The sequence below is a fragment of the Exiguobacterium sp. SH1S21 genome, from assembly GCF_004337175.1.
In the GTDB taxonomy this organism is placed as follows: domain Bacteria; phylum Bacillota; class Bacilli; order Exiguobacteriales; family Exiguobacteriaceae; genus Exiguobacterium; species Exiguobacterium aurantiacum_A.
The window spans coordinates 67,844-90,674 of sequence record NZ_SJUY01000007.1; the positions used below are offsets into that span (position 1 = coordinate 67,844).

A 22,831-nucleotide genomic window follows, 5' to 3' on the forward strand; every position below is an offset into this window, starting at 1 on the left:
CAGGGCCCCTGTTGTTGCGTAAATTATCGTTTAGATGAATCAGCTGCAGCGACTTGGACCGCTCCTTCTGCAACTTCGTCCTCTTCGACGTCCCAACACTCCGTGTTCTCGATGCCGAGCTTACGGGCCGAGAAGCGTGGGTTGAGACCTTGGGCCCGTTGTTCTTCATAGTCACGAAGGACTTTGAAGGCAATACCACCGAGCAATGTGATGGCCGAAATGTTAATTAACGTCATCCCTGCCATGAACAAGTCGGCGAGACTCCACACGAAGCCGAGACTAGCAACCGCTCCGATGAAGACGAACGCCATCGTTGCGATACGGAATCCAAGAACTGCCGTCTTACTCTTCTTGATGAACTCGATGTTCGTTTCGCCGTAGTAGTAGCTTCCCGCAATCGAACTGAAAGCGAACAAGAAGACGCTGATTGCGACGAAGGCTGGCGCCCACGCACCGATTTGTTCAGTCAATGCATTTTGGAGCAAGACGATCCCTTCACCGTTCCCTGTCGCGTAGCTGTCCGACAGAAGAATGATGGCTGCTGTTGCTGTACAGACGATCAACGTGTCCAAGAAGACACCAAGCGCTTGAACGAAACCTTGTTTCGCTGGGTGCGACACTTCTGCCGCTGCTGCCGCGTTCGGGGCTGAACCCATACCGGCTTCGTTCGAGAAGAGACCCCGACGGACACCCATCGAAATGGCCGCACCGACCGAGCCACCGAACGCTTGCTCAAGGCCGAACGCGCTCTTGAAGATCAAAGCGAACACACCCGGGATCTCCGTGATGTTAACGACGACGACATAACCAGCAATCAATAAATATAATCCGGCCATGACCGGTACGACGATTGCCGAGAAGTTCGCGACACGGTGGACGCCACCGAAGATGACGATTCCTGTAAGAACAACTAAGATAGCTCCACCGACGACTGCGTCGATGCCGAACGCGTTGTCAAACGCGGCTGCGATCGTATTCGATTGTACCGAGTTGAAGATAAGACCAAACGTCACGGCGATCAAGACGGCAAACACGATGCCGAGCGCTCGGTTGTTGAGCCCTTTTTCAATGTAGTAAGCTGGTCCGCCGCGGTATGCGACGTCATCTTTCACTTTATATACTTGGGCAAGCGTACTCTCAATCATCGCTGTCGCACCACCGAGTAAAGCGACGATCCACATCCAGAAGACTGCTCCCGGTCCACCGACCGTTACAGCCACTGTGACCCCGGCTAAGTTCCCGGTTCCAATCCGAGTAGCCGCTCCGATGAAGAACGACTTCGCTGAGCTGATGCTCTTCTTGTCTGTCGCATCCGATTTTTCTGTGATGACGCGGAACATCTCTTTTAAGTAGCGGAATTGCATAAATCGTGTTTTAACCGTGAAGTAAATTCCGGCTCCTACGAGTACGACGATTAGGACGTATGTCCATAAAATGTTGTTCATAAAATCGACGCTTCCCTGCAGCATGTTCTGTACGGCTTCCATAAATAAGTTCCTCCCTGTTGTGGAAATCTAAGTTGAAGATTTTTTTATGATGTCTTAGTTCTGAATTATACAAAGATTCTGACAATTAGCAACAATTTTTTTATAGGTGTCTTCACAATTTCGTCACATAAAAATAGACAAGAAGCCCGAAAAACAAACACTTAAAGCGCTTACATACTATTTCGGAAGAATGAATAAATCATCATTTTTATTTTTTTATTTGATTTAAGGTTTCATCTTTTTGAAGAAACTCCATCTGTGTGACTTCAATGACCGTCATATCATTGATGCGTCGCCTGATTGACCCCAACAAAAAAACAGTCGCTCGCATGAGCAACTGCTTGGTTTATACGCCGGTCCGTTTCTTCTGGTTGTTCGGCTTTTTCGTCAACTGGTTCGTCAACGGTTTTTGCTTCGTCCCACGAAGTCCTGTCGGCACTTTCGTTTCGTTCTGTTTCTTCTCGGCGAGTTTTTGCTTCATCGCCTCTTGGAAACTCAATTTCTTTTCACTCATATCATTCACCTCCAGCTTCGATCACTTTTACCCGACCGACCTGTCCATCGTTTAAGCGTACTTTAATGCCGTGCGGGTGACTTGGCGAGTTCGTCAAAATGTCTTTGACGACGCCTTTCGTCAACTTCCCGCTCCGCTGATCTTGTTTCAGGACGATCTGGACGTGGAGTCCTGGGCGAATGTCCGCGCGTTTCTTACCATCCATACCCGACACCCCTTTCCGTATAGTCAACCTCTATCATATGCTCTTTTCCCGCATTTGTCACAGTCTATTCAAACGGACCGACCTGACCAAGCGTCTTCGTCAAATAACTTTGATCGGTCGCAAACGTCGTCACGCCTTGTCCCCACGCGATTGAGACATCGACCCGTCCCCTGTTGAACGCAATCGTTAAAATCGTCCGGCCGCTCTCATTTTGAAGTTGGGCCTTACCACTCAATTGCTCATACGCTTCGGTAAGGTCTCGTCCAAACGAGACATAGTCAGCTGTCCGGACCATTTCTGCGTCTCGAGCGAGGACGAGTTTTAGCGTCGTACGATTAGCCTCAGCAATGATGAATCGAACCGTGACGTCGTCGTTCCCGAGTTCGATCTGATGCATACTGATCCCCTCCTAAAAGACACCTCCCGAATGGAAGGTGTCTCGTCATTATAAGCGATATAACCGGGCTTCAAACGGCTTCAGCATGAACCTGTCTTGCTCGATCGGTTCCGGGTCCACCTCATTTGTCAAGACGAGTGTCGCCTCGTCAAGACCAGGCAGCGTCGTCTCGGCCGGATTCGCCGTCAAGTTGACGAGCACATAAAAGCATTGTTGCTCGAACTTGCGCTCATACGCGAATACTTGCAGATGTTCCGGCAAGAGATCACGGTAACTTCCATACGTGAACGTCTCCTCGGCTCGGCGCAGACGGATCATCGCCTTGTAGAACGACAGAATCGAGTTCACGTCTTTAGACTGTGCTTCCACGTTCAACGTCTCATACTCGGCATGGATTGGCATCCACGGGGTGGCTGACGAGAAGCCGCCGTGCAGCGAGGCGTCCCACTGCAACGGCGTCCGGACGTTGTCGCGCGACGTCCCCCAAACGTGTTGCATCGAGTCGATTTCACTCATCCCGTTCGCGATCCGTTCGAAGTACTCGTTCTTTGTCGCGACGTCATCGTAGTCGTGAATCGATGGCAACGGCACGTTCTTCATACCGATTTCTTGTCCTTGATAGATGAACGGCGTCCCGTGCATGAAGAAGTACATCATCCCGAGCGCGGTCGCACTCTCGCGCCAATAATGGTTCTCGTCCCCGACGAGCGAGACGGCACGCACCATGTCATGGTTCTCGATATAGAGGGCGTTCCACCCTGTTTCAAGCAATCCTTGTTGCCACTTGTCAAAAATACGTTTCAGTTTGACGACGTCAAGCGGGGCGAGCCGGGACTTGCGCATAATATCGACGTGGTCGAAATGGAACGCCATGTTCATCGCCCCGTTTCCAGGTCCCATCCACAGGTCGGCCGCTTTCGGCTCGATCCCGTTCGTCTCCCCGACCGTCATGATATCGTACTTGGCGAACGTCTCTCGCTTCATCTCTTGGAGGTACTCGTGGATCCCCTCGATATTTGAATACATCGAGAACGCCGTGACGTGACGTTTGCCATCCGGGGAAGGCAACATCGTCTCGGTCGGCATCTTTTTAATGTGGCTGATCGCATCGACCCGGAACCCATCGATTCCTTTATCGAGCCACCAGTTGATCATATCGTAGACCGCACCGCGCACTTCTTCATTCTCCCAATTCAAGTCAGGCTGTTTTTTAGAGAACACGTGAAGGTAGTGCTGCTCGGTCGCCACGTCATATTCCCAGGCCGAGCCGCCGAAAATGCTGGCCCAGTTGTTCGGTGGCTCGTCTTCTGATCCGTCTCGCCATATATACCAATCCCGCTTCGGGTTGTCTTTCGAACTTTTCGATTCGACGAACCATGGATGTTCGTCTGACGTATGGTTGACGACGAGGTCTAGCAATAGCTTCATCCCTCGCGCATGGACCGCGCTCAGCAACGCATCGAAATCTTCCATCGTCCCGAACTCTTCCATAATGTCTTCGTAATCGCTGATGTCATAGCCGTTGTCATCGTTCGGTGATTTGTACATCGGACAGAGCCAGATCACATCGATGCCGAGGTCTTCCAAGTAATCAAGCTTTTCGATAATGCCACGGAGGTCGCCGATGCCGTCCCCGTTCGAATCTTTGAAACTACGCGGGTATATTTGATAGGCGATGGCTTCTTTCCACCATGCCCGGGCGATGCCTTGCTTCTCACTTTGTCTGAACGCCGTCTCCATACGTCAAATTCCTCCTAAGCCTACGATTAGTATCAATGAAGGTACATACCACTGTTTGAGTAATTCTAATCTTACAATAGCATTAGTGCAAGCGTTTGCAAAGAAGCGCAAATAAAAAATGCAGTCTTAGAGACTACATTTGTTCAACCGTCGTCACTTGTTCACAGAACGTACCGATCGCGTCGGCCAATCGAGCGCGATCATGGTCCATCGTCGCCACATGGTACGATTGCTCCAAAACGATACGCTGCTTCGGTGCCTGAATCTTGTCATACAACCATATCGAATCTTCCGGCGGGACGACGTGGTCGACAGCGGAATGGATGACGCACGTCGGAACTACTACGTCAGACACACTAGGCCGAACTTCCTCGATTAAAGCGAGCAATTCGCGAATGGCCGACGTCGGTACTTTGTCGTAGACGATCTCATACACATCATTTGCCTTGATATCCGGCTCGTCCTCGTCGATGAAGCGACAGACGTCGTCAGCCGCATGACACGCGTAGCCCGGTACAGACAACGCCGCGTTGATTGTGATGACGGCGTCGGCAAGGCCAGCGAGCGCGGCTTTTAAGGCGAGCGTCCCGCCCATCGATTGTCCGACGACGATGACGTGGCGACATCGCTCGCGCAAAAAGCGGATACCTGCTTCCATGCTCTCATACCAGCACTTGCTCGTCGAACATCTAAAGTCCTCGGGGTCGGTCCCGTGCCCCGTCAAGCGAGGGGCATACACCGTGAAGCCCTTTTCCATCAAGTCGATCCCGACATCGCGCACGCTTTGTGGTGTCCCATTAAAACCGTGACATAATAATATCCCGGTTTGATTCCCTTCATAATAAAACGTCCCCGCTCCCGGGATGACCGGATAAGTAGTCGTCGTCATTCGTTTCCTCCCTATCAATTCACAGTTAACCGATACACTTAATTTGTATTAATGAATTGTAAGAGTTCATGGCCTTGTCGTCAACCTAAAAGGGAAAAATCCAAAAACTCATTACCTTGTCATCGAAATGTAATATGAACTTCGTGAAAAGGAGATTGAGTTCTGACGTCTGCTTGGTTATGTTTAACATGTAGTTGCAAAGTTGGTAAATGATAGTCAAATACACCAATCGATGGAGTCGCAACGAGCCATTTTCATAGACACCAGTCGATTAATGTAAGCGCTATCATTTATTGTGTTGACTAGGAGGGGGCTAAACGCTCAACAAGTGACCAAACGAATTGGGAAATCGTATCGGCCATCTACATACCAAAGGGAGACTACAACATGGGGAAACCAAAAGCACGTTCACTCAAACAAATGACCGGCCTCGCTTTATCAGCCGGACTGATCGTCAGCAGCATGACGCCGATCGCGGCAAACGTACAAGCCGAAACGTTGAACGCAGCAGACTTATTCATCTCGGAGTATATTGAAGGCTCAAGCAACAACAAAGCGATTGAATTGTTCAACGGAACCGATTCAGCCATTGACCTCTCTGCCTACAAGCTCGAACTGTATTCAAACGGCGGGACGGCTCCTGGCACGACGCTCAACTTGACGGGGACCCTCCAACCGGGTGGCACGTATGTCATCGTCAACGGCAGTGCGAGTGAAGCGCTCAAGGCAAAATCAAATGCGACGAGCGGCGTGACGAATTTTAACGGTGATGACACGCTCGTCTTGAAAAAAGGGGACACTGTGCTCGACGTCTTCGGTCAAATCGGTGTCGACCCGGGCACAAAATGGGGAACAAGCGTCGCGACCGCTGACCAGACGTTGATTCGTAAAGATACGGTCACGACCGGAGATGCTAACGGTACGGATGCGTTCGACCCAGCGGCGGAATGGAACTCACAACCAATCGATACGTTCACGAACCTCGGGTCGCACACGTTCCAAGGTGTCGTATACGGCGATGGCGGAACGGTAGAACCACCGGCACCGGTCACTCCGATTTCAATCAGTGATGCCCGCACGAAGGCAGAAGGTGAAACGGTCACGATCAAAGGCGTCGTCACGGCAAAACTTGCGAACACGATCTCGATTCAAGACGCGACAGGCGGCCTATCGGTCCGTCCGACTTCGCTCGCGGTCAACGTCGGTGATGAAGTCGTCGTCACGGGTGTCGTCGGTTCATATCGTGAACTCCTTCAATTGAACAGCGCCGTCGTCGTCTCGAAACAAACATCAAACGTACCGACCGCACAAGTCGTCACGGGCGATCAAGTCAACGAAGACGTCGAGTCTGAACTGGTCACCGTGAACAACGTCACACTCTCAGGCAGCGGCCAAAACTTGACGGCGACAGACGGGACGAAAGAGTTTATCGTCCGCGATGAACGCGGCAGTCTCGACTTACAGACAGACGTCAATTACTCATCAATCACCGGGATCGTTCAACAGTTCGATGATGCCTATCAAATCATTCCGCGCGACACGTCTGACACGGTCATCGACGCATCTGTCCTCCGCCCTGCGACAGCGAAGCCAGGCGCAGGAACGTTCGTCGGGCCACAAGACGTGACGCTCACGACGACGACAGCTGGGGCTGAAATTTACTACACGCTCGATGGGTCGGACCCGAAAGTGAACGGGACGCTCTATACGGCACCTGTTCGCATCGACGCAACGAAGACACTCAAAGTCGCCGTCAAATCAGGCGATACGTTCAGCGCTGTGACGACGTTCGACTATAAGATTACGGACAAGATCCGCATCCACGACATCCAAGGCGCGAGCCATACGTCGCCGATGAACGGACAGACAGTCGAAGGCGTCGAAGGTGTCGTCACGTATTCATTCGTCTCGATGGGAACGACGTATTACTACATCCAGACACCTGATATGGAAGCGGATCAAGACGCACGCACATCAGAAGGCATCATCTTATATGGTGGCCGTTCAATCGCAGGCATCCAAGTCGGTGACCTCGTCAGCGTGAAAGGTTTCGTCAGCGAGTATGCCATCGAAGGCTATAGCGACCGCCAACAGACGGACATGAAGATGACGCAAATCGATACGCGCAACGGCAGTGTCAATGTCGTCAAGAGCGGTGTCACACTTCCGACCCCAGTGAAGATTGACGCGTCGAACTTGCCGACCGAGTTCATCGACAGCGATGCCCTCGCCGTCTTCAATCCGGACAAAGACGCCATCGACTTCTGGGAGAGCCTTGAAGGGATGCGTGTTGAGACGGGCAACCTCAAATCGGTATCACCGCAACAGAACGGCGACCTCGCGACTGTGCTCGAAGCCACTCCGACCGAGACGTTCAACGGCGGCATTCTGTTGAAAAAAGACGATGCCAACCCAGAACGGATCCAATTCCGTCTCGAGCCGAACGCTGCCGCTCGTGATTTCGATGTCGCGACCGGTGACCGTTTCAACGGACCAATCGTCGGTGTCGTCGGTTATTCATATGGAAACTACAAAATTCAAGCAGGTCTCGATGAGATGAAAGCTGCCTTCGTCAAAGGTGATGCCAAGCGTGAGACGACATTCATCGAGGCAGAAGAAGACAAGTTGACGATTGCTTCTTACAACCTTGAGAACTTCTCGAACAACGTGAAGGAGACGTCGGACGAGAAAGCACTCAAACTGGCGAAAGCGTTCGTCGAAGAGTTGAACAGCCCGGACATCATCGGGGTGACCGAAGTTCAAGACAACAACGGTCAAAGCACAGGAGATGCTGCAGCTGACCAAAGCTATCAACGCTTGATCGACAACATCGTCGCCGTCGGCGGCAAGTCGTACAAGTACGTCAACATCGATCCGGAGAACAATCAAGATGGTGGCGCACCGAACGCCAACATTCGTGTCGGCTTCTTGTACAATCCGGAACGCGTCTCGCTCACGGAAGGCATCCCTGCTGGTGACGCGACAACGGCTGTCGGTTACGAAAACGGCAAGTTGACACATAACCCGGGCCGAATCGCGCCACTCGACCCAGCATTCAACAGCTCACGTAAGCCGCTCGCGGCCCAGTTCGACTTCCAAGGCGAGAACGTCGTCGTCATCGCCAACCATTGGAACTCAAAAGGTGGCGATACCGGCTTCTTCGGTTCACAACAGCCGGTCGTGCTCGGCAGTGAAGTGCAACGGAAAAAAATCGCACAACTCGTCCACAACTTCGTAGCGGACGTGAAAGCCGATAACCCGGATGCGAACGTCGTCGCCCTCGGTGACTTCAACGACTTCGAGTTCTCAGACGCGCTTCAAATCTTCAAAGGTGACTTGATGACGAACATGGTCGAGAAAGTACCTGCTATCGATCGATACTCTTACGTCTACCAAGGGAACTCGCAAGTGCTCGACCACATCCTCGTGTCGAACCGTTTGGCCGCGACGACCGAGATTGATATGATTCACGTCAACGCCGACTTCACAGAGATGTCAGGTCGGGCCAGTGACCACGATCCGGTCCTCGCACAAATCGACCTTACACCAGAACCCGTTGTCGACGTGAAACGTTATACAGTCGAGAACAATAAGGCTGCCCGTCTCGTCCTTCAAGACGACTACATTGGCGTGACAATCGGTAAAGGGACGAACTTCAAGAATGGCATCTTCGTGCGCGGCGTTTACACGGAATTGACGGGTGACCCGCTCAAAAACATCGTCGTTCAAGTGAAACCAAAACAAGCCGGTGCCATCATCGACTTCAAAGGCGCGACCGTCAAAGAAGTCATCGTCGACGGAACAAACCTTGCAGAAATTCGTGGTGCCGAGAACGTCAAACGCATCACCTACACGAAAGGCGCATCTGCTAAAACAGTCGTCGTCAAAAAATAACGAACGCTACCGCAGACATCTCGTCTGCGGTTTTTTGCGTTTTCAATCTCAAAATTCGGGGATTAAGAAGAAGATGCTGATTATCGGAGGATGACGTCATGGAGATGCACAACGGGAACTTATATTGGCCGATTACGGAATCGGAACAGATCGTTTTACAAAAGCCGGTCCAAAAAGAACAGTACGACGTACTCGTCATCGGGGCCGGCATGTCCGGCACGTTGACGGCCTACACACTTTACAAGGATGGTGTCGATTTCGCCGTGCTCGATAAAGGAAAAGTCGGAGCCGGAAGTACGGCGGCGAACACGGGGCTCATCCAGTATTCAAACGACATCATGTTACATGAACTCGCCGATCAAATCGGAGAAGACGATGCCGTCCGCTTCTATAACTTATGCTTGGAGGCGGTCGACGCGCTCGATGAGGTCGCCGAGACCGTCGATGCAAAAGGCGTCTATATCCGACGGGACAGTCTCTGCTTCGCGAGCGAGGAGGCAGATGTCTCCAAATTGAAACGCGAGTATGAGATGCTCACCAAGCATGGTTTTGACGCCGAATGGCTTGACCGTGAAGCGCTCGCCGAACGGTTTCCGTTCGACAAGCCCGCGGCATTGATCACGAAAGGTGACGCCGAAGTCAACCCGCTCACGCTCAGCCGTCAAGTCGTCCGCTACCTATCGACGAACGACGTTCCGATTTTCGAGGAGACGGACGTGACGGAAGTCGTGCCTGACGGAGACGGCTGGCTCGTCTTGACGCCAGACGGGACGTTCAAAGCCGGACACGTCATCTTCGCGACTGGTTACGGGCCGGCACCACTGCTCGACACCCATCGCATCGAGCTCAATCGTTCCTACGCCATCGCGACGAACCCAATCAAGGATCTCAAGGATTGGGACGGGCAGGCGCTCATTTGGGAGACGAAACGTCCTTACCTCTACTTGCGGACGACAGTCGATGGCCGGATCATCGCCGGTGGCCTCGACGAGGAAAAGCCGGAAACGCCTCATAGTGAGGCACTTATTCATAATCGGGCCGAGCGGATTCGCCAAGAAGTCGCGGCGCTGTTCCCGATGTACGATTTGACAGTCGAATACGCTTGGGCAGCTCTGTTCGGTGAATCGATCGACCATCTGCCCTTCATCGGGGAACACCCGGACCGGAAAAACCTGTTCTACCTGCTCGGATATGGCGGCAACGGTACGGTTTACAGCATGTTAGGTTCTAAAATCTTGAGTGATTTAGTGCGCGGCATCGACAATTCGGATGCCCGGCTCGTACGATTAGATCGGACGCGTTAATCCCCTGGCGATCAGGGGATTTTTTCATACATAAGATTGGAAGTGATAACCATGAAATCGAAACGAAAACCGAAGTGGGTATATCGTCTGAGACGAGCACTGCTGCTCGTCCCTGCCATCGCGTTCACCGCTTACGTGTGGCCGAATGACCCGCCGAAACAGAAAGACAAAACCGAGCAGATGTCTCAGCACGAAGCAACTTATACGATTGAAGCGAGCAAACCGATACATGAAGATGACGCGGTCCGCTATGAATACGATGTCGTCGTCCACGGACGTCCTGACGTCGAGACGCTCCAGTCCATCAGCCATGACGTCATGCGTGAGGTGACCGAACGAGACACGTTCCAAGCCGCATTGATTCGTTTCTATGATCACGAGGCGTATATTGGCACGGACTCTCCCCTCGGTCAGGCCGTCTACGCGCCAGGAGGCGACTGGTCGCTCGCCGAGACGGTCGAGGCCGGCGATTACGACGACATGGTGTTCGGTTGGCAGCTTCGCGAGAAGGAATGGACCGGCCAACTATCTGAAGGCGAGGTACGTGTCTGGGAAGAGTGGAACAAGATTTACGAGGCGAAACAATCCAACGACCCTGATTTGAAAGCAAAGGTGACCCGGACCATCTCGACGAAATACGATCTCGAGCCTGAAAAAGTGCAGCATATCGTCTTGAAGCAGAGCGTTTGGGCAGCGCTGTGACACTTTTCGTTCACTGAACAAGCAGGACTTCCCTCCCCCAACGGCTAACTGTATGGGGCAGGGTTTTTTTGCTGAATCGTGCTCCAGAAAGGACGACACCTTATGAGACGCTCCGTTATCGTCTTGGTTTTATTGCTCCTGATCAACATCTGTATTTCACCCGAAAACGTCGAAGCTGCGACACCAGCCCCATATCAAGTAAGCGTCTCCGCCGGCACCATCCTTTATCAATTTTCAGGCAAGACACTCATCCCGAAGACGACGCTAAAAAGCACGAAAATATTTCGAGCCGTCACGACATCGGGTGCCTACTATCGCCTCGTTGACGGAAGAACGACCTGGTACGTAAGGAAGCAAGATGGACGACTGATTTCGACGAACCTATCGTTAACCGCGATTGCGGACTCGGCAAACACACGGCTTATTCACGAATACATGATGACGCTGACGCGCGGACGCACCCCCTACTATTACGACGAGCTGAAAGATTCGACTGCCATCGCCCGAGCCGACGCCGCTATAAAGGGGAATTGGTATATCCCATCACCACCCTATCAGTTGCGCGTCCCAAATATTGATACATATCGATTCGACAAGTACGTCCCAAACGTTGATTCAAACTCATTCAAGTTTCAAATTCACTATTTCACGACACTTAACCAACTGACGCAAGCTTACGCCGCCACCGGACAAGAGGAGTATCTCCGTTACGGGAAGCGAATCATCTCGAGCTGGACGAAGCAATATCCGATTTCAGCCTATACGCGCCACCCGTGGCCTTACCATGACCACGGTACCGCGATCCGTACGTTCCATTTGCTCAATTTTTGGAACGTATTCCGGACATCGCGCGTCAATACGGACCCGGCGTTCTCACAACTGTTTGCGAAAACACTTTATGAACACGCGACGCTCTTGGCGAAGACGAGCTTTTATAAACCGAATAACAACCACGGTATCTTTCAAGACATGGCGCTCTCGGCCGTCGCCGAGACGCATCGATCCTTTGACCGCTCTGCGGCTTGGCGAGGGCTCGCCACGACCCGCCTGACGAGACAACTGAACCATAGTTTGAGTGCGGACGGCGTCCATCTCGAACACTCACCCTACTATCAAATCTATCTATATGACACGCTCGCCCGCTTCAATGATTGGGCGTCGGCGAACCGTTTTGCGCTGTCGAGTCGAATGCGTGACGTGAAAGACATGCCGGTGGCGCTCACGTATATGCTCAAACCGAACGGCACGTTGCCGATGTTCGGCGACACACCGTCCATCACCCACCGGACGGACGCCATCCCTTACATTGAACGGTATCCTCACCTCCTCTATGCGATGACGGGAGGCAAGGCCGGAGTACAGCCTACGGCCAAGGCAGGCCGACTGTCCAACCAATACGCATTCTTCAGGCAACATTGGGGAGGACGTTCGGAACCGTTCCAAGACGCCGTCCAAGTGACGATGACGGCCGGCTATCATAGCAACATCCATAAACATGCGGACGACCTGTCCATCGACTTGTACGGTTACGGCCGCGATTTCCTAGTCGAGAGCGGACGTTATGCGTACACGAAGCGTCCTGAACGGAACGTCGTGCTCCAAGCCGCTGCTCACAATACGGTTCACGTTGCCGGGCAAAGCTTCCGATTGATTCCGAGCAACTTGCGACGAAGCCAGATCACGTCGGTCGGGACCTCCTCGATTCAGTGGACGGCTTCCGGGACGAGCCAATTGATCGGGAACGGCATGTCGCACACTCGGCGTCTCGCCTATGACCGTGATGGGACGGTGCTCGTCTATGACCGGGTCACGAGTCCGGTGACCGAATCGTTCGTCCAGCGGTTCCATCTCGGTGTCGGATTGCACCGGGTGGCGAGTGGCAGTCGATACGCTTACTTCAAAGACGCGGCTGGCCGCTCGCTCCATCTCCTGCAACTTGAGGTCGGCTCGATTCCAAGACTCGCCGTCGGGTCGAGCCACGTCTCGTACCGCGATTACGATTGGCAACAACGAAATCAAGTCGCGACAACGAAGCGCGGGAAAGGTGTGACGTACTTGACGCTCCTTCACATCGGGGAAAAACCGACGAAAATCAGTTCCTACAAGATGGAGACGACCTCCCGCCACTATATCGTCCGATACACCTTATCAGATGGAACGACGAAGACGTTGTCGATGCTGCGCTAACCGACCCCCATTTTAAAATGGGGGTTTCTTCTCGTAGCGTTAGGGAAAAACCGTAAAGTAGGTCAATCACGGCTTACGTCGGAAGAGCATATACTTATGGGGAGGCAACATGATGGGGAATAAAAAAGAAGAACAGTTGAAACAACATACGATTGACAATGAACAAACAGCAGGACTGACGACGAACCAAGGACTGAAGATGGCGGAGGATGAGTTCTCGCTCAAAGCGGGGCTTCGGGGACCGACGCTCATCGAAGATTTCCACTTCCGTGAAAAAATGACGCACTTTGACCATGAACGGATTCCGGAACGAATCGTTCACGCGCGCGGCGTCGGTGCCCACGGAGAGTTTCAAGTATACGAGTCACTTGCCGACTATACGAAAGCGGATTTCCTGAACGATCCTGCGAAAGTGACGCCTGTCTTCGTCCGCTTCTCGACGGTTCAAGGTTCGCGTGGATCCGGCGACACGGTCCGTGACGTCCGTGGATTTGCGACGAAGTTTTATACGGACGAAGGCAACTACGACCTCGTCGGGAACAACATTCCCGTCTTCTTCATCCAAGACGCAATCAAGTTCCCCGACCTCGTCCATGCCGTGAAACCGGAACCGCACACGGAAGTCCCGCAAGGCGGGAGTGCCCACGATACGTTTTGGGACTTCGTCGGGCAAAACCATGAGACGGCCCATATGGTCATGTGGGCGATGAGCGACCGCGGGATCCCGCGCAGCCTTCGCATGATGGAAGGGTTCGGCGTTCATACGTTCCGACTCGTCAACAAGGAAGGGAAAGCCCATTTCGTCAAGTTCCATTGGAAACCGAAGCTCGGTGTCCACTCGCAAGTTTGGGACGAGGCGCAAAAGGCCGTCGGGAAAAACGCCGACTTCCACCGCGTCGACTTGTATGAGGCGATCGATAAAGGCGACTACCCGGAATGGGAACTCGGACTGCAGATAATCCCAGTCGAAGACGAGTTCAAGTTCGACTTCGATATCCTCGATCCGACCAAACTGTGGCCGGAAGAAGAAATCCCGGTCAAACTTGTCGGGAAGATGACGCTCAACCGGAACGTCGATAACTTCTTCGCCGAAACCGAACAGGTCGCATTCCATCCAGGGCATATCGTTCCGGGCATCGACTTCTCGAACGACCCGCTCCTGCAAGGGCGCTTGTTCTCATACACAGATACACAGCTGTCACGTCTCGGCGGACCGAACTTCCATCAGATCCCGATCAACAAACCGGTCTGTCCGTTCCATAACAATCAACGCGACGGCATGCATCAAATGTCGGTCCATAAAGGCCAGACGAGCTACCATAAAAACGCGCTCAACAACAATCAGCCGGCACCTGTTCCGGTCGACCAAGGTGGATTTGAGCATTACCAAGAGAAAGTCGATGGTCACAAAGTCCGTGGCCGCAGCGACAGCTTCCTCGACTTCTACTCACAAGCCAAAATGTTCTACAACAGCATGACCCCGGTCGAGCAGAAGCACATTCAAGACGCCTGTAGCTTCGAACTCGGCAAGTGTGAATCGGACATGGTGAAAGAAAACGCCGTCGACTTGTTGAACCGAATCGACCGCGAACTCGCCTCGGTCGTCGCCGACAACTTAGGCGTCGCACTGCCTGCCGAGAACAACGAAGTCGTCTCGGACAAAACATCGCCTGCTCTCAGCATGGCGGACACGATTTCGAAACCGGATACGAAGAGCGTTGCCGTCCTTCTCGCCGGTGATGTCGATGCCGCGCAAGTGAAGGCGTGGGTCCAAGCGCTTGCCGACAAAAAAGTGAACTATAGCCTCGTCGGGAAGAAATCGTACACGCTCGGTGATCTCAAAGTGAAAGAGACGTACGATACGGTCGACTCGAGCCTGTTCGACGCCGCTTTCCTCGTCAGCGCCGCGAGCTCGGTCGAAGACGATGTCCTCGAGTTTATCGAGAACACGTATAAACACTTCAAGCCGCTCGCTTTGCACTTACACGATGATTCAGTGCTCGATCAGTGCCGCGTCAAGACGGACCAACCTGGCGTCTACACGTTCAAACAACACAGTCTCGACGGATTCGACACGTTCATCGACGGGATTGCCAAAGCTCGGTTCTGGGACCGTGCTTGACGATTCACGAACGGAAGGACTCAACTCGGTATTTTCGAGTCGAGTCCTTTTTTGTCCACCCTTCTTTTCCACGACTGCAAACGTTATACTAGGTGGGGTATAAGTTGATGGAGGAGGAATCGTGTCATGCGAAATAAGATTGATTCATATGTGACCGACACCGAGCAACAACGCCGTCTGTATAAACGGACGTTGTTCGTCGTCGTGCTGTCTCAAATTTTCGGGGGTGCCGGCCTCGCCGCAGGCATAACCGTCGGGGCGCTCCTCGCCCGCGACCTGCTCGGGACCGATGCGTATGCGGGTGTCCCGACGGCGCTGTTCACGCTCGGCTCTGCCGGCGCCGCGTTTCTGATCGGGATGATATCGCAACGGGTCGGACGCCGGGTCGGACTCGCGACCGGGTTCTTGACGGGATCCCTCGGTGCGTTCGGTGTCATCTTTGCCGCCGCGTTCGAGAGCGTACCGCTCTTGTTCATGTCGCTCCTTATTTACGGGGCCGGGACGGCGAGTAACCTCCAGGCTCGTTACGCCGGAACGGATTTGGCGAATGCGACCGAACGGGCGACCGCGGTCAGTATCGCCATGGTATCGACGACGTTCGGTGCCGTTGCCGGACCGAACTTGGTCGAACCGATGGGGCGGGTTGCTGACGCCATCGGCATCCCGACGCTTTCTGGTCCATTTTTACTCGCGGGAGCCGCCTACTTCGTGGCCGGTCTTATCTTGATCGTGTTTTTGAACCCTGACCCGCTCCTCGTCGCCCGAGCCATCGAATCGAAACGGAAGCAATCGACAGACGCGACGCAACGTCAACCCGAAGAAGTCCACTCTCGTCTTGGTGTGTACGTCGGTGCTTTCGTCATGCTGCTTAGCCAAATCGTCATGGTCGCCATCATGACGATGACACCTGTTCACATGCGGCAGCACGGCCATGAACTGAGCGCGGTCGGTCTCGTCATCGGCTTCCATATCGGTGCGATGTATTTACCCTCGCTCGTGACCGGCGTGCTCGTCGACAAAGTCGGCCGTGAAATCATGGCCATCGCTTCCGGGGTGACGTTATTCTTCGCAGGCATCGTCGCGGCGTTCGCACCGGCCGACTCGCTGTTCTTGTTGATCGTCGGTCTCGTCTTGCTCGGTGTCGGTTGGAACTTTGGTCTCATCAGTGGGACGGCCATCTTGGTCGATGCGACGACACCCGAGACGAGAGCGAAGACGCAAGGATCGGTCGACGTCTGGATCGCCTTGTCCGGCGCCTCGGGCGGCATGCTGTCCGGTATCATCGCCTCCCAGTCGAGCTATTTGACGCTATCACTGCTCGGTGGAATCGTTTCACTCGTTCTCGTACCGATCGTCCTCTGGTACCGCCGCCACTTGATCTAATGAAAAACCGATCCGCTCACGCGAATCGGTTTTTCATGCACAATGCGTCGTCTCTGACAAGCTCTCGTCAATTTGCTATACTCCTTTAGTTATGTTTACTAACTATTTAGGTTCAAACAAATAAGGAGGCGTCATCGCCGATGCAATTGACCGCACAAAAATTATGGACGAAAGACTTCCTCATCATCTCGCTCGTCAACTTCTTCTTGACGCTCATCTTTTTCTTGCTCATGGTAACGATCGGTGTCCACGCCGTTGCGACATACGGCGCGACGACAAGTGAGGCCGGTCTCGTGACCGGGATCTTCATCATCGGTACGCTCGTCGGCCGACTGTTCATCGGCCGATTGATCGATTCAATCGGACGGCGCAAGACGCTGTTGATCGGGCTGACCTTCTTCACGGCCACGATCCTGCTCTATTTCGTCGACCTCGGCGTCGGCTTCCTACTGTTCACCCGCTTCGTGCACGGTCTCGGCATGGGTTTATCGAGCACAGCGACCGGCACGATCGTCGCCCAGATCATTCCCGGAGCGAGGAAAGGTGAAGGTATCGGGTACTACAGCATGAGCTCGACGCTCGCCACCGCCATCGGCCCGTTCGTCGGCTTGCTGATGAGCCAATATACGAGTTTCTCGACCATCTTTATCGCTTGTCTCGTCGTCGGCGTCGTCAGTTTGGTGAGCGCCTTGTTCGTCACCGTTCCCGAGGCCGACAATCCAGAAATCGTTCGTGGGTTGTCACTTAAGGCGTTCGTCGAGCCGAAGGCGTTACCTATCGCGCTCATCATCGCAATCGCCGCGCTCAGTTTTTCGAGCGTCTTGTCTTACATCAACTTTTACGCGACCGAACTCGACCTCGTCGAAGCGGCGAGCGTCTTCTTCCTCGTTTATTCGATTTCCGTCCTGTTGTCGCGCCCGATCACGGGACGGCTCATGGACGCGCGTGGCGCCAATGTCGTCATGTATCCGGCCATCTTCATCTTCGCGGTCGGGCTGCTCGTCCTTAGCCAAGCGACGAGCGCTTTGGGCCTTTTACTCGCCGGCGCGTTGATCGGGCTCGGCTTCGGCAATATTCAGTCCGGTACACAGGCCATCGCCGTCAAGGCGGCCTCACCTGGACGGATGGGGATGGCGACGTCGACGTTCTTCATCGCCCTCGACGCCGGGCTCGGCTTCGGTCCCTACTTCATCGGGCTACTCATCCCGCTGACCGGTTTCTCTACCATCTATCTGTTGCTCGCCGGGGTCGTCGCCTTCACGATTTTCTTGTATTACGTGATGAACGGCCGCCAAGAACGGGACCGTCTCAAACAAGCTGCCTGACAGGACTTTCACAGTCCTGTCTTTTTTGGAATGTTCACACATCTTTTTATGAATGTTGTAATATAAAAATGACGTGTCAAAAAATCGACTGAAATGAGGGACATTATGCGCGCCGACCAGACGATCCAACACCATTCTTCCATCCTGCTCCAGACGTTCGATAAAATCTCGGATTTTGTGTTCTTCATGGAAGTGGACGGTTCCACCTATCGCTATGTATTTGTGAACGAACCTGGGAAGCAAGCCATCGGTTGGACAGACGCTGACGTCGGAAAGTGTGTCGGCGACATGGTTCCGGCCGAGACGGCCGCACTCATCACCCACCATTATGACGAAGCGATTCGCGAACGAAAGAGCATCGTCTATGAAGACTATCGCCTCGCTGAGTCGTTCTACTCGGAAACACTTGAGTACCAAGATGTGGTCTTGTTGCCGCTTCATTATTTCGAGTCGGAAGTGACGCCGGTATTTGACGAATCCGGTGCCTGCACCCACGTCATCTCGGTCGTTCGGGAAGTGACGGAGCGAAAACGGCGTGAGCTCGAGCTATCGATTTTACGTGACCAGCATGAGTCGTTGCGCCGCTATTCGCCACACGGCATTTTCGTTCTCGACCCCGAACTTCGGGTCAAATCGATCAATCCTGCCGTCACAAACATCACCGGCTATTGCGAGACCGATTTCATCAACCGTTCGTTCCTTGACTGGCTACCGGACTCGGAACAACCGCTCGTCTGCGAGGGACTCCAGTTCGCCTTATCCGGAAAGCCCCACAAGTACGGGGTCACAGCGCATCATAAGACGGGTGAAGCGCTCGACCTCGCCGTCTTGAACATCCCGATTGAGATCGGCGGCAACATCACCGGCCTGTTCGCCATCATCATCGACCATACGCCGGAAAAGACCGCCGAACGCGCTTTGCAAGAGAGCGAACGACGCTATCGTCAGCTCATCGAGACGATTCCAGAAGGGATTATCGTCCACCAAGACGGCATGATCTTATATGCGAACACCTTAGCTTTAGAAAAGGTTGGGGAGACATATATCGAGAGTGACTCCATCTTTAAGTATGTCGCTGCTGACTATCACGAAGCGACAACGAAACGCCTTGCCGCCTTGCAGCACGGTGACCCTGTCCAAGACACGGAAATCGTCCTTGTCACACCGTCTGGTCAGAACTTACATATGGATATCGGCAGTCTATTGATCGACTACGAAGGGACGACCGCCGTAATGACCCTCCTGCGTGATGTGACCGAGAAACGGGAGATGGAACGAGCGTTGCGTCAAAGTGAGACGCAGTACCGGCTGATCACGGAAAACATGAGCGACCTCGTCTGCATCCTCGAGCGCGACGGCCGTGTCCGCTACGCCTCGCCGTCCCACCAGAGCGTCCTCGGCTATGCTCCCGCGGTTTACGAAGGCAAGAATACGCTCGACTTCATTCACCCCGAAGACGTCACGCCGGCGAGACAGCAGCTCAAAGCGATGACGGCCGGCAGTGAGCCGCTCACTCTCGAGTTTCGTCACCTCCACCACGATGGCAGATGGATTTGGCTCGAGACAAAAATTCAGGCCATCTATGAAGAAGCGACGTTGCTGCACTATTTAACGGTCACCCGTGAGATCATGCAACGTAAAGTACTCGAGAAACAACTGAAACACTTAGCCTATCATGATACGCTGACCGAGCTCCCGAACCGTCGTTACTTCTTGGCTTACTTAGAAGAGGCTCTCTCGAGGGTCGAAGAGGACGGCGAGGAGCTAGCCATCCTCTCGCTCGATATCGATCATTTCAAACAGATCAACGACACGCTCGGACATGACGTCGGGGACGAGCTGCTGCGACAGTTCTCGATCCGTCTCACCCAGGCGCTACGGAAACAAGACGTGATCGCCCGCTTCGGCGGCGACGAGTTCTCTGTATTGATCCGCTATACCGATTTGTCAGCACCTGACCGGGTCGCGGACAAGCTGATTGCTTCGCTCCAGCACCCGTGGCAGATCGAAGGCCACACGTTCGTCACGACGTCGAGTGTCGGTGTCGCTCGTTACCAATCAGGTATGACAAAGAAACGATTGCTCAAGCAAGCCGATCTCGCACTTTATGAAGCCAAGTCGAACGGCCGCAACCGATATGTGATTTTTCAAGACCGCTGACCAGCGGTCTTTTTTCACGTGAAACATTAACGTAGTTAGCCTAAACACGAACATTAAGAATATAAATAACGTTATTGTATTGAAAATATACATTTTTTCGATACATCCCTTTGACTTTCATCAAAAAATGCGTTACATTACCGAATGGGCGAAGTATTTCTAGATAACTCAATTAAAATGTTCGTAAATAGGGGTGCAAACGATGGATAAAGTGTTTGATTATGAAGATATTCAATTGATTCCGGCAAAATGTGTCGTCGATAGTCGTTCGGAATGTGACGCGAGCGTCACACTCGGCAGCCTCACGTTCCGCCTTCCGGTCGTTCCGGCAAATATGCAGACGATCATCGATGAGAACGTGGCGCTCTCGCTCGCTGAGAACGGCTATTTCTACATCATGCATCGGTTCAATCCAGAAACGCGGCTACGGTTCATCGAAGACATGCACGGACGTGGCCTGTACGCGTCAATCAGTGTCGGTGTGAAAGAAGACGAGTATCGGTTCGTCGAACAGCTCGCCGAAGCGGGACATACACCAGAATTCATCACAATCGATATCGCACACGGCCATTCGAACGCGGTCATCCGGATGATCCAACACATCAAACAGCATCTTCCGAGCTCGTTCGTCATCGCCGGGAACGTCGGGACACCGGAAGCGGTCCGTGAGCTCGAGCATGCCGGGGCGGACGCGACGAAAGTCGGCATCGGACCGGGCAAAGTGTGCATCACGAAAATCAAGACCGGCTTCGGGACAGGCGGTTGGCAACTCGCCGCGCTCCGCTGGTGTGCCAAGGCGGCGACGAAACCGATCATCGCGGATGGGGGCATCCGCACGCACGGCGACATCGCCAAATCGGTCCGTTTCGGCGCATCGATGGTCATGATCGGCTCACTGTTCGCCGGTCACGACGAGTCTCCGGGGGAGACGTTCGAGCAGGACGGGAAACGGCTCAAAGAATACTTCGGGTCGGCTTCTGAATTCCAAAAAGGGGAACGGAAAAACGTCGAAGGCAAAAAAGTGTTCGTCGAGCACAAAGGGGCGCTTCAAGACACGTTGACCGAGATGGAGCAAGACCTCCAGTCGGCCATCTCATACTCGGGTGGGAACAATCTCGACGCGTTACGTACCGTCGATTACGTCATGGTGAAAAACTCAATCTTCAACGGGGATAAAGTGTACTGAAAAAGGCGACTCGCGCGAGTCGCCTTTTTCATGCATCGGTCAAACGTTTCGTCATCATGTAGTAGTCAGAGCCCGGGGGATAGTCGCGGAGGACGCCGGCCACCTCGTAGCCGAAACGTTCATAAAACGCTTTCGCCTGAAACGAAAATGTCGTCAGCTTTACTTGCGTGGCGCCGAGTGCGCGGGCATGACGCTCACCTTCCTCAAGGAGTCGTGTCCCAATCCGCTCACCGGCATGGTTGGAGTCAACCCATAATCGGTCAAGGTCGAACCAGCCCCAGTAGACGCTACCGAACAGTCCGGCAATCACTTGACCGTCACGCTCCACTTTCAACTGGACGACCGGGACGTCGGCATTGCGGATTGCTCGGTGATGCGCTGAATGAACATCGTTGAACGCACGCAACCGACTCGTCAAAAACTGTTGGAACGCCTCGTCGTCTTCACGGATGTGGATGATGTCCATCACGCTTCACCACCTGACCCGTTCACAAAAAACGTGATCAGTTCTTGCTCTTCTTCGTCAACCAGACGACCGGTTAAGCGTTCGTATTGAGCCGTTATCAACTCTTTATTTCCCGGGAAATAAAGGGTGATGTGTGCTAAGTGTCGAAGTACATCTCGGTCTTTCTCATATTCCGACCGCGTCGCAACTTGACCGTGCGACCAGACGTACGCCTCGGCCTCGAACGTGTCGAGGACGCTCAACAACCGTAGCGTCTCCCCGGCCGTCATCTGCCAAGACGGGGCATACAAGTTCGCATATAGCGCGTCCCCTAAAAACAGCACTTTCTCTTCCGGGATATAAGCGACGACCGCGTCGGCCGTATGATCGCCCCCGACGTGTTTCAACAAGACGTGGACGCCACCGAGGTCGAGCGTCAATGTGTCGTCGAACGTCACGGTCGGTAGGACGACTTGCATCGAGCGGGTGTCCCCGAACTCGAGCCGGATCGCCTCCGCACAAAAGGCGATCTCGATGCCGCTCTCGACGCGTTCATCGAGCGACTCGTCGTCCCAGTTGTATGGCATGAGACGCTCCATTCGCGCTTTCGTCGCCCCGCTTGCAACCGAGACGGTATCTTGTAACGCCGACAGACCGAAGATGTGGTCCCAGTGCCAGTGCGTCAACGCGACGAGCGACGGACGGCTGATCCCCTGCTCGGCCAAGGCGTCTAAAAATAAGTTCGCGTGGGCCTCGGAATTGCCCGCATCGATCATGAGCGTGTGGGTGTCCCCGACGACCGCGCCGATAATTGGCCGGTCCGTCTCACTAACGGGCGTCATATACCAAAAGCGGTCTGAGTAGCGTTTTAACGTCTGCATGAGCCCCCTC

The 22,831-nt window shown here is 53.6% G+C and carries 17 protein-coding genes; 9 read left to right on the forward strand and 8 right to left on the reverse strand.

The window, feature by feature from the left end; genetic code table 11:
- Positions 1–23: 23 nt before the first annotated feature.
- The 6 genes from EVJ24_RS10535 to EVJ24_RS10555 all read right to left on the reverse strand — a co-directional run bounded on the left by EVJ24_RS10535 (position 24) and on the right by EVJ24_RS10555 (position 5,232).
- Positions 24–1,487: an alanine/glycine:cation symporter family protein gene (locus EVJ24_RS10535; protein ID WP_131441274.1), complete on the reverse strand. Its 1,464-nt coding sequence runs from the start codon at positions 1,485–1,487 to the stop codon at positions 24–26.
- Between the two features lie 346 nt (positions 1,488–1,833).
- Positions 1,834–2,001: a hypothetical protein gene (locus EVJ24_RS15450; RefSeq protein WP_016507944.1), complete on the reverse strand. Its 168-nt coding sequence runs from the start codon at positions 1,999–2,001 to the stop codon at positions 1,834–1,836.
- A gap of 1 nt (position 2,002) precedes the next feature.
- Complete coding sequence (locus tag EVJ24_RS10540) at positions 2,003–2,206, reverse strand: YwbE family protein (RefSeq protein ID WP_016508010.1); 204 nt, start codon at positions 2,204–2,206, stop codon at positions 2,003–2,005.
- A gap of 64 nt (positions 2,207–2,270) precedes the next feature.
- Complete coding sequence (locus EVJ24_RS10545) at positions 2,271–2,603, reverse strand: hypothetical protein (protein WP_131441275.1); 333 nt, start codon at positions 2,601–2,603, stop codon at positions 2,271–2,273.
- A gap of 48 nt (positions 2,604–2,651) precedes the next feature.
- The gene (locus EVJ24_RS10550; protein ID WP_131441364.1) at positions 2,652–4,307 is read right to left on the reverse strand and encodes a glycoside hydrolase family 13 protein; all 1,656 of its coding nucleotides are present in this window, start codon (positions 4,305–4,307) and stop codon (positions 2,652–2,654) included.
- Between the two features lie 169 nt (positions 4,308–4,476).
- Complete coding sequence (locus EVJ24_RS10555) at positions 4,477–5,232, reverse strand: alpha/beta hydrolase (protein WP_131441276.1); 756 nt, start codon at positions 5,230–5,232, stop codon at positions 4,477–4,479.
- 387 nt (positions 5,233–5,619) lie between these two features.
- On the opposite strand from EVJ24_RS10555, the gene EVJ24_RS10560 reads away from it, so the two are divergent.
- The 9 genes from EVJ24_RS10560 to guaC all read left to right on the forward strand — a co-directional run bounded on the left by EVJ24_RS10560 (position 5,620) and on the right by guaC (position 21,495).
- The gene (locus EVJ24_RS10560) at positions 5,620–9,126 is read left to right on the forward strand and encodes a lamin tail domain-containing protein (protein WP_131441277.1); all 3,507 of its coding nucleotides are present in this window, start codon (positions 5,620–5,622) and stop codon (positions 9,124–9,126) included.
- Positions 9,127–9,224: 98 nt separating this feature from the next.
- The gene (locus EVJ24_RS10565; RefSeq protein WP_131441278.1) at positions 9,225–10,430 is read left to right on the forward strand and encodes an NAD(P)/FAD-dependent oxidoreductase; all 1,206 of its coding nucleotides are present in this window, start codon (positions 9,225–9,227) and stop codon (positions 10,428–10,430) included.
- Between the two features lie 51 nt (positions 10,431–10,481).
- Positions 10,482–11,132: a hypothetical protein gene (locus EVJ24_RS10570; protein WP_131441279.1), complete on the forward strand. Its 651-nt coding sequence runs from the start codon at positions 10,482–10,484 to the stop codon at positions 11,130–11,132.
- Positions 11,133–11,234: 102 nt separating this feature from the next.
- Complete coding sequence (locus tag EVJ24_RS10575) at positions 11,235–13,319, forward strand: heparinase II/III family protein (RefSeq protein WP_131441280.1); 2,085 nt, start codon at positions 11,235–11,237, stop codon at positions 13,317–13,319.
- 112 nt (positions 13,320–13,431) lie between these two features.
- Entirely contained in the window at positions 13,432–15,441 is a 2,010-nt protein-coding gene (locus tag EVJ24_RS10580; protein WP_131441281.1) for a catalase, read from the forward strand.
- 126 nt (positions 15,442–15,567) lie between these two features.
- Positions 15,568–16,824, forward strand: coding sequence for an MFS transporter (locus EVJ24_RS10585; protein WP_131441282.1), 1,257 nt, complete (start codon positions 15,568–15,570; stop codon positions 16,822–16,824).
- A 140-nt stretch (positions 16,825–16,964) separates the two neighbouring features.
- Complete coding sequence (locus tag EVJ24_RS10590) at positions 16,965–18,149, forward strand: MFS transporter (protein ID WP_131441283.1); 1,185 nt, start codon at positions 16,965–16,967, stop codon at positions 18,147–18,149.
- Between the two features lie 93 nt (positions 18,150–18,242).
- The gene (locus EVJ24_RS10595) at positions 18,243–20,309 is read left to right on the forward strand and encodes a PAS domain S-box protein (protein WP_236637636.1); all 2,067 of its coding nucleotides are present in this window, start codon (positions 18,243–18,245) and stop codon (positions 20,307–20,309) included.
- A gap of 202 nt (positions 20,310–20,511) precedes the next feature.
- Positions 20,512–21,495 carry a GMP reductase gene (gene guaC / locus EVJ24_RS10600; protein WP_131441284.1) on the forward strand — a complete coding sequence of 328 codons (984 nt, stop codon included), beginning with the start codon at positions 20,512–20,514 and terminating at the stop codon, positions 21,493–21,495.
- A gap of 28 nt (positions 21,496–21,523) precedes the next feature.
- Here the strand turns inward: guaC and EVJ24_RS10605 are convergent, their stop codons facing one another.
- Both EVJ24_RS10605 and EVJ24_RS10610 read right to left on the reverse strand, forming a co-directional pair.
- Positions 21,524–21,961: a GNAT family N-acetyltransferase gene (locus EVJ24_RS10605; RefSeq protein WP_236637637.1), complete on the reverse strand. Its 438-nt coding sequence runs from the start codon at positions 21,959–21,961 to the stop codon at positions 21,524–21,526.
- On the reverse strand, positions 21,961–22,821 hold the full coding sequence (locus tag EVJ24_RS10610; RefSeq protein WP_131441286.1) for an MBL fold metallo-hydrolase: 861 nt from the start codon (positions 22,819–22,821) through the stop codon (positions 21,961–21,963). Before EVJ24_RS10610 ends, EVJ24_RS10605 begins: the two co-directional genes overlap by 1 nt.
- Between the last annotated feature and the right edge of the window lie 10 nt (positions 22,822–22,831).

Excerpts from the sequence above, each read along its gene's own strand:
- EVJ24_RS10535 (WP_131441274.1), bottom strand. The coding sequence starts at position 1,487 with ATGGAAGCCGTACAGAACATGCTGCAGGGAAGCGTCGATTTTATGAAC.
- EVJ24_RS15450 (WP_016507944.1), bottom strand. The coding sequence starts at position 2,001 with ATGAGTGAAAAGAAATTGAGTTTCCAAGAGGCGATGAAGCAAAAACTC.
- EVJ24_RS10540 (WP_016508010.1), bottom strand. The coding sequence starts at position 2,206 with ATGGATGGTAAGAAACGCGCGGACATTCGCCCAGGACTCCACGTCCAG.
- EVJ24_RS10545 (WP_131441275.1), bottom strand. The coding sequence starts at position 2,603 with ATGCATCAGATCGAACTCGGGAACGACGACGTCACGGTTCGATTCATC.
- EVJ24_RS10555 (WP_131441276.1), bottom strand. The coding sequence starts at position 5,232 with ATGACGACGACTACTTATCCGGTCATCCCGGGAGCGGGGACGTTTTAT.
- EVJ24_RS10560 (WP_131441277.1), top strand. The coding sequence starts at position 5,620 with ATGGGGAAACCAAAAGCACGTTCACTCAAACAAATGACCGGCCTCGCT.
- EVJ24_RS10565 (WP_131441278.1), top strand. The coding sequence starts at position 9,225 with ATGGAGATGCACAACGGGAACTTATATTGGCCGATTACGGAATCGGAA.
- EVJ24_RS10570 (WP_131441279.1), top strand. The coding sequence starts at position 10,482 with ATGAAATCGAAACGAAAACCGAAGTGGGTATATCGTCTGAGACGAGCA.
- EVJ24_RS10575 (WP_131441280.1), top strand. The coding sequence starts at position 11,235 with ATGAGACGCTCCGTTATCGTCTTGGTTTTATTGCTCCTGATCAACATC.
- EVJ24_RS10580 (WP_131441281.1), top strand. The coding sequence starts at position 13,432 with ATGGGGAATAAAAAAGAAGAACAGTTGAAACAACATACGATTGACAAT.
- EVJ24_RS10585 (WP_131441282.1), top strand. The coding sequence starts at position 15,568 with ATGCGAAATAAGATTGATTCATATGTGACCGACACCGAGCAACAACGC.
- EVJ24_RS10590 (WP_131441283.1), top strand. The coding sequence starts at position 16,965 with ATGCAATTGACCGCACAAAAATTATGGACGAAAGACTTCCTCATCATC.
- EVJ24_RS10595 (WP_236637636.1), top strand. The coding sequence starts at position 18,243 with ATGAGGGACATTATGCGCGCCGACCAGACGATCCAACACCATTCTTCC.
- guaC (WP_131441284.1), top strand. The coding sequence starts at position 20,512 with ATGGATAAAGTGTTTGATTATGAAGATATTCAATTGATTCCGGCAAAA.
- EVJ24_RS10605 (WP_236637637.1), bottom strand. The coding sequence starts at position 21,961 with ATGGACATCATCCACATCCGTGAAGACGACGAGGCGTTCCAACAGTTT.
- EVJ24_RS10610 (WP_131441286.1), bottom strand. The coding sequence starts at position 22,821 with ATGCAGACGTTAAAACGCTACTCAGACCGCTTTTGGTATATGACGCCC.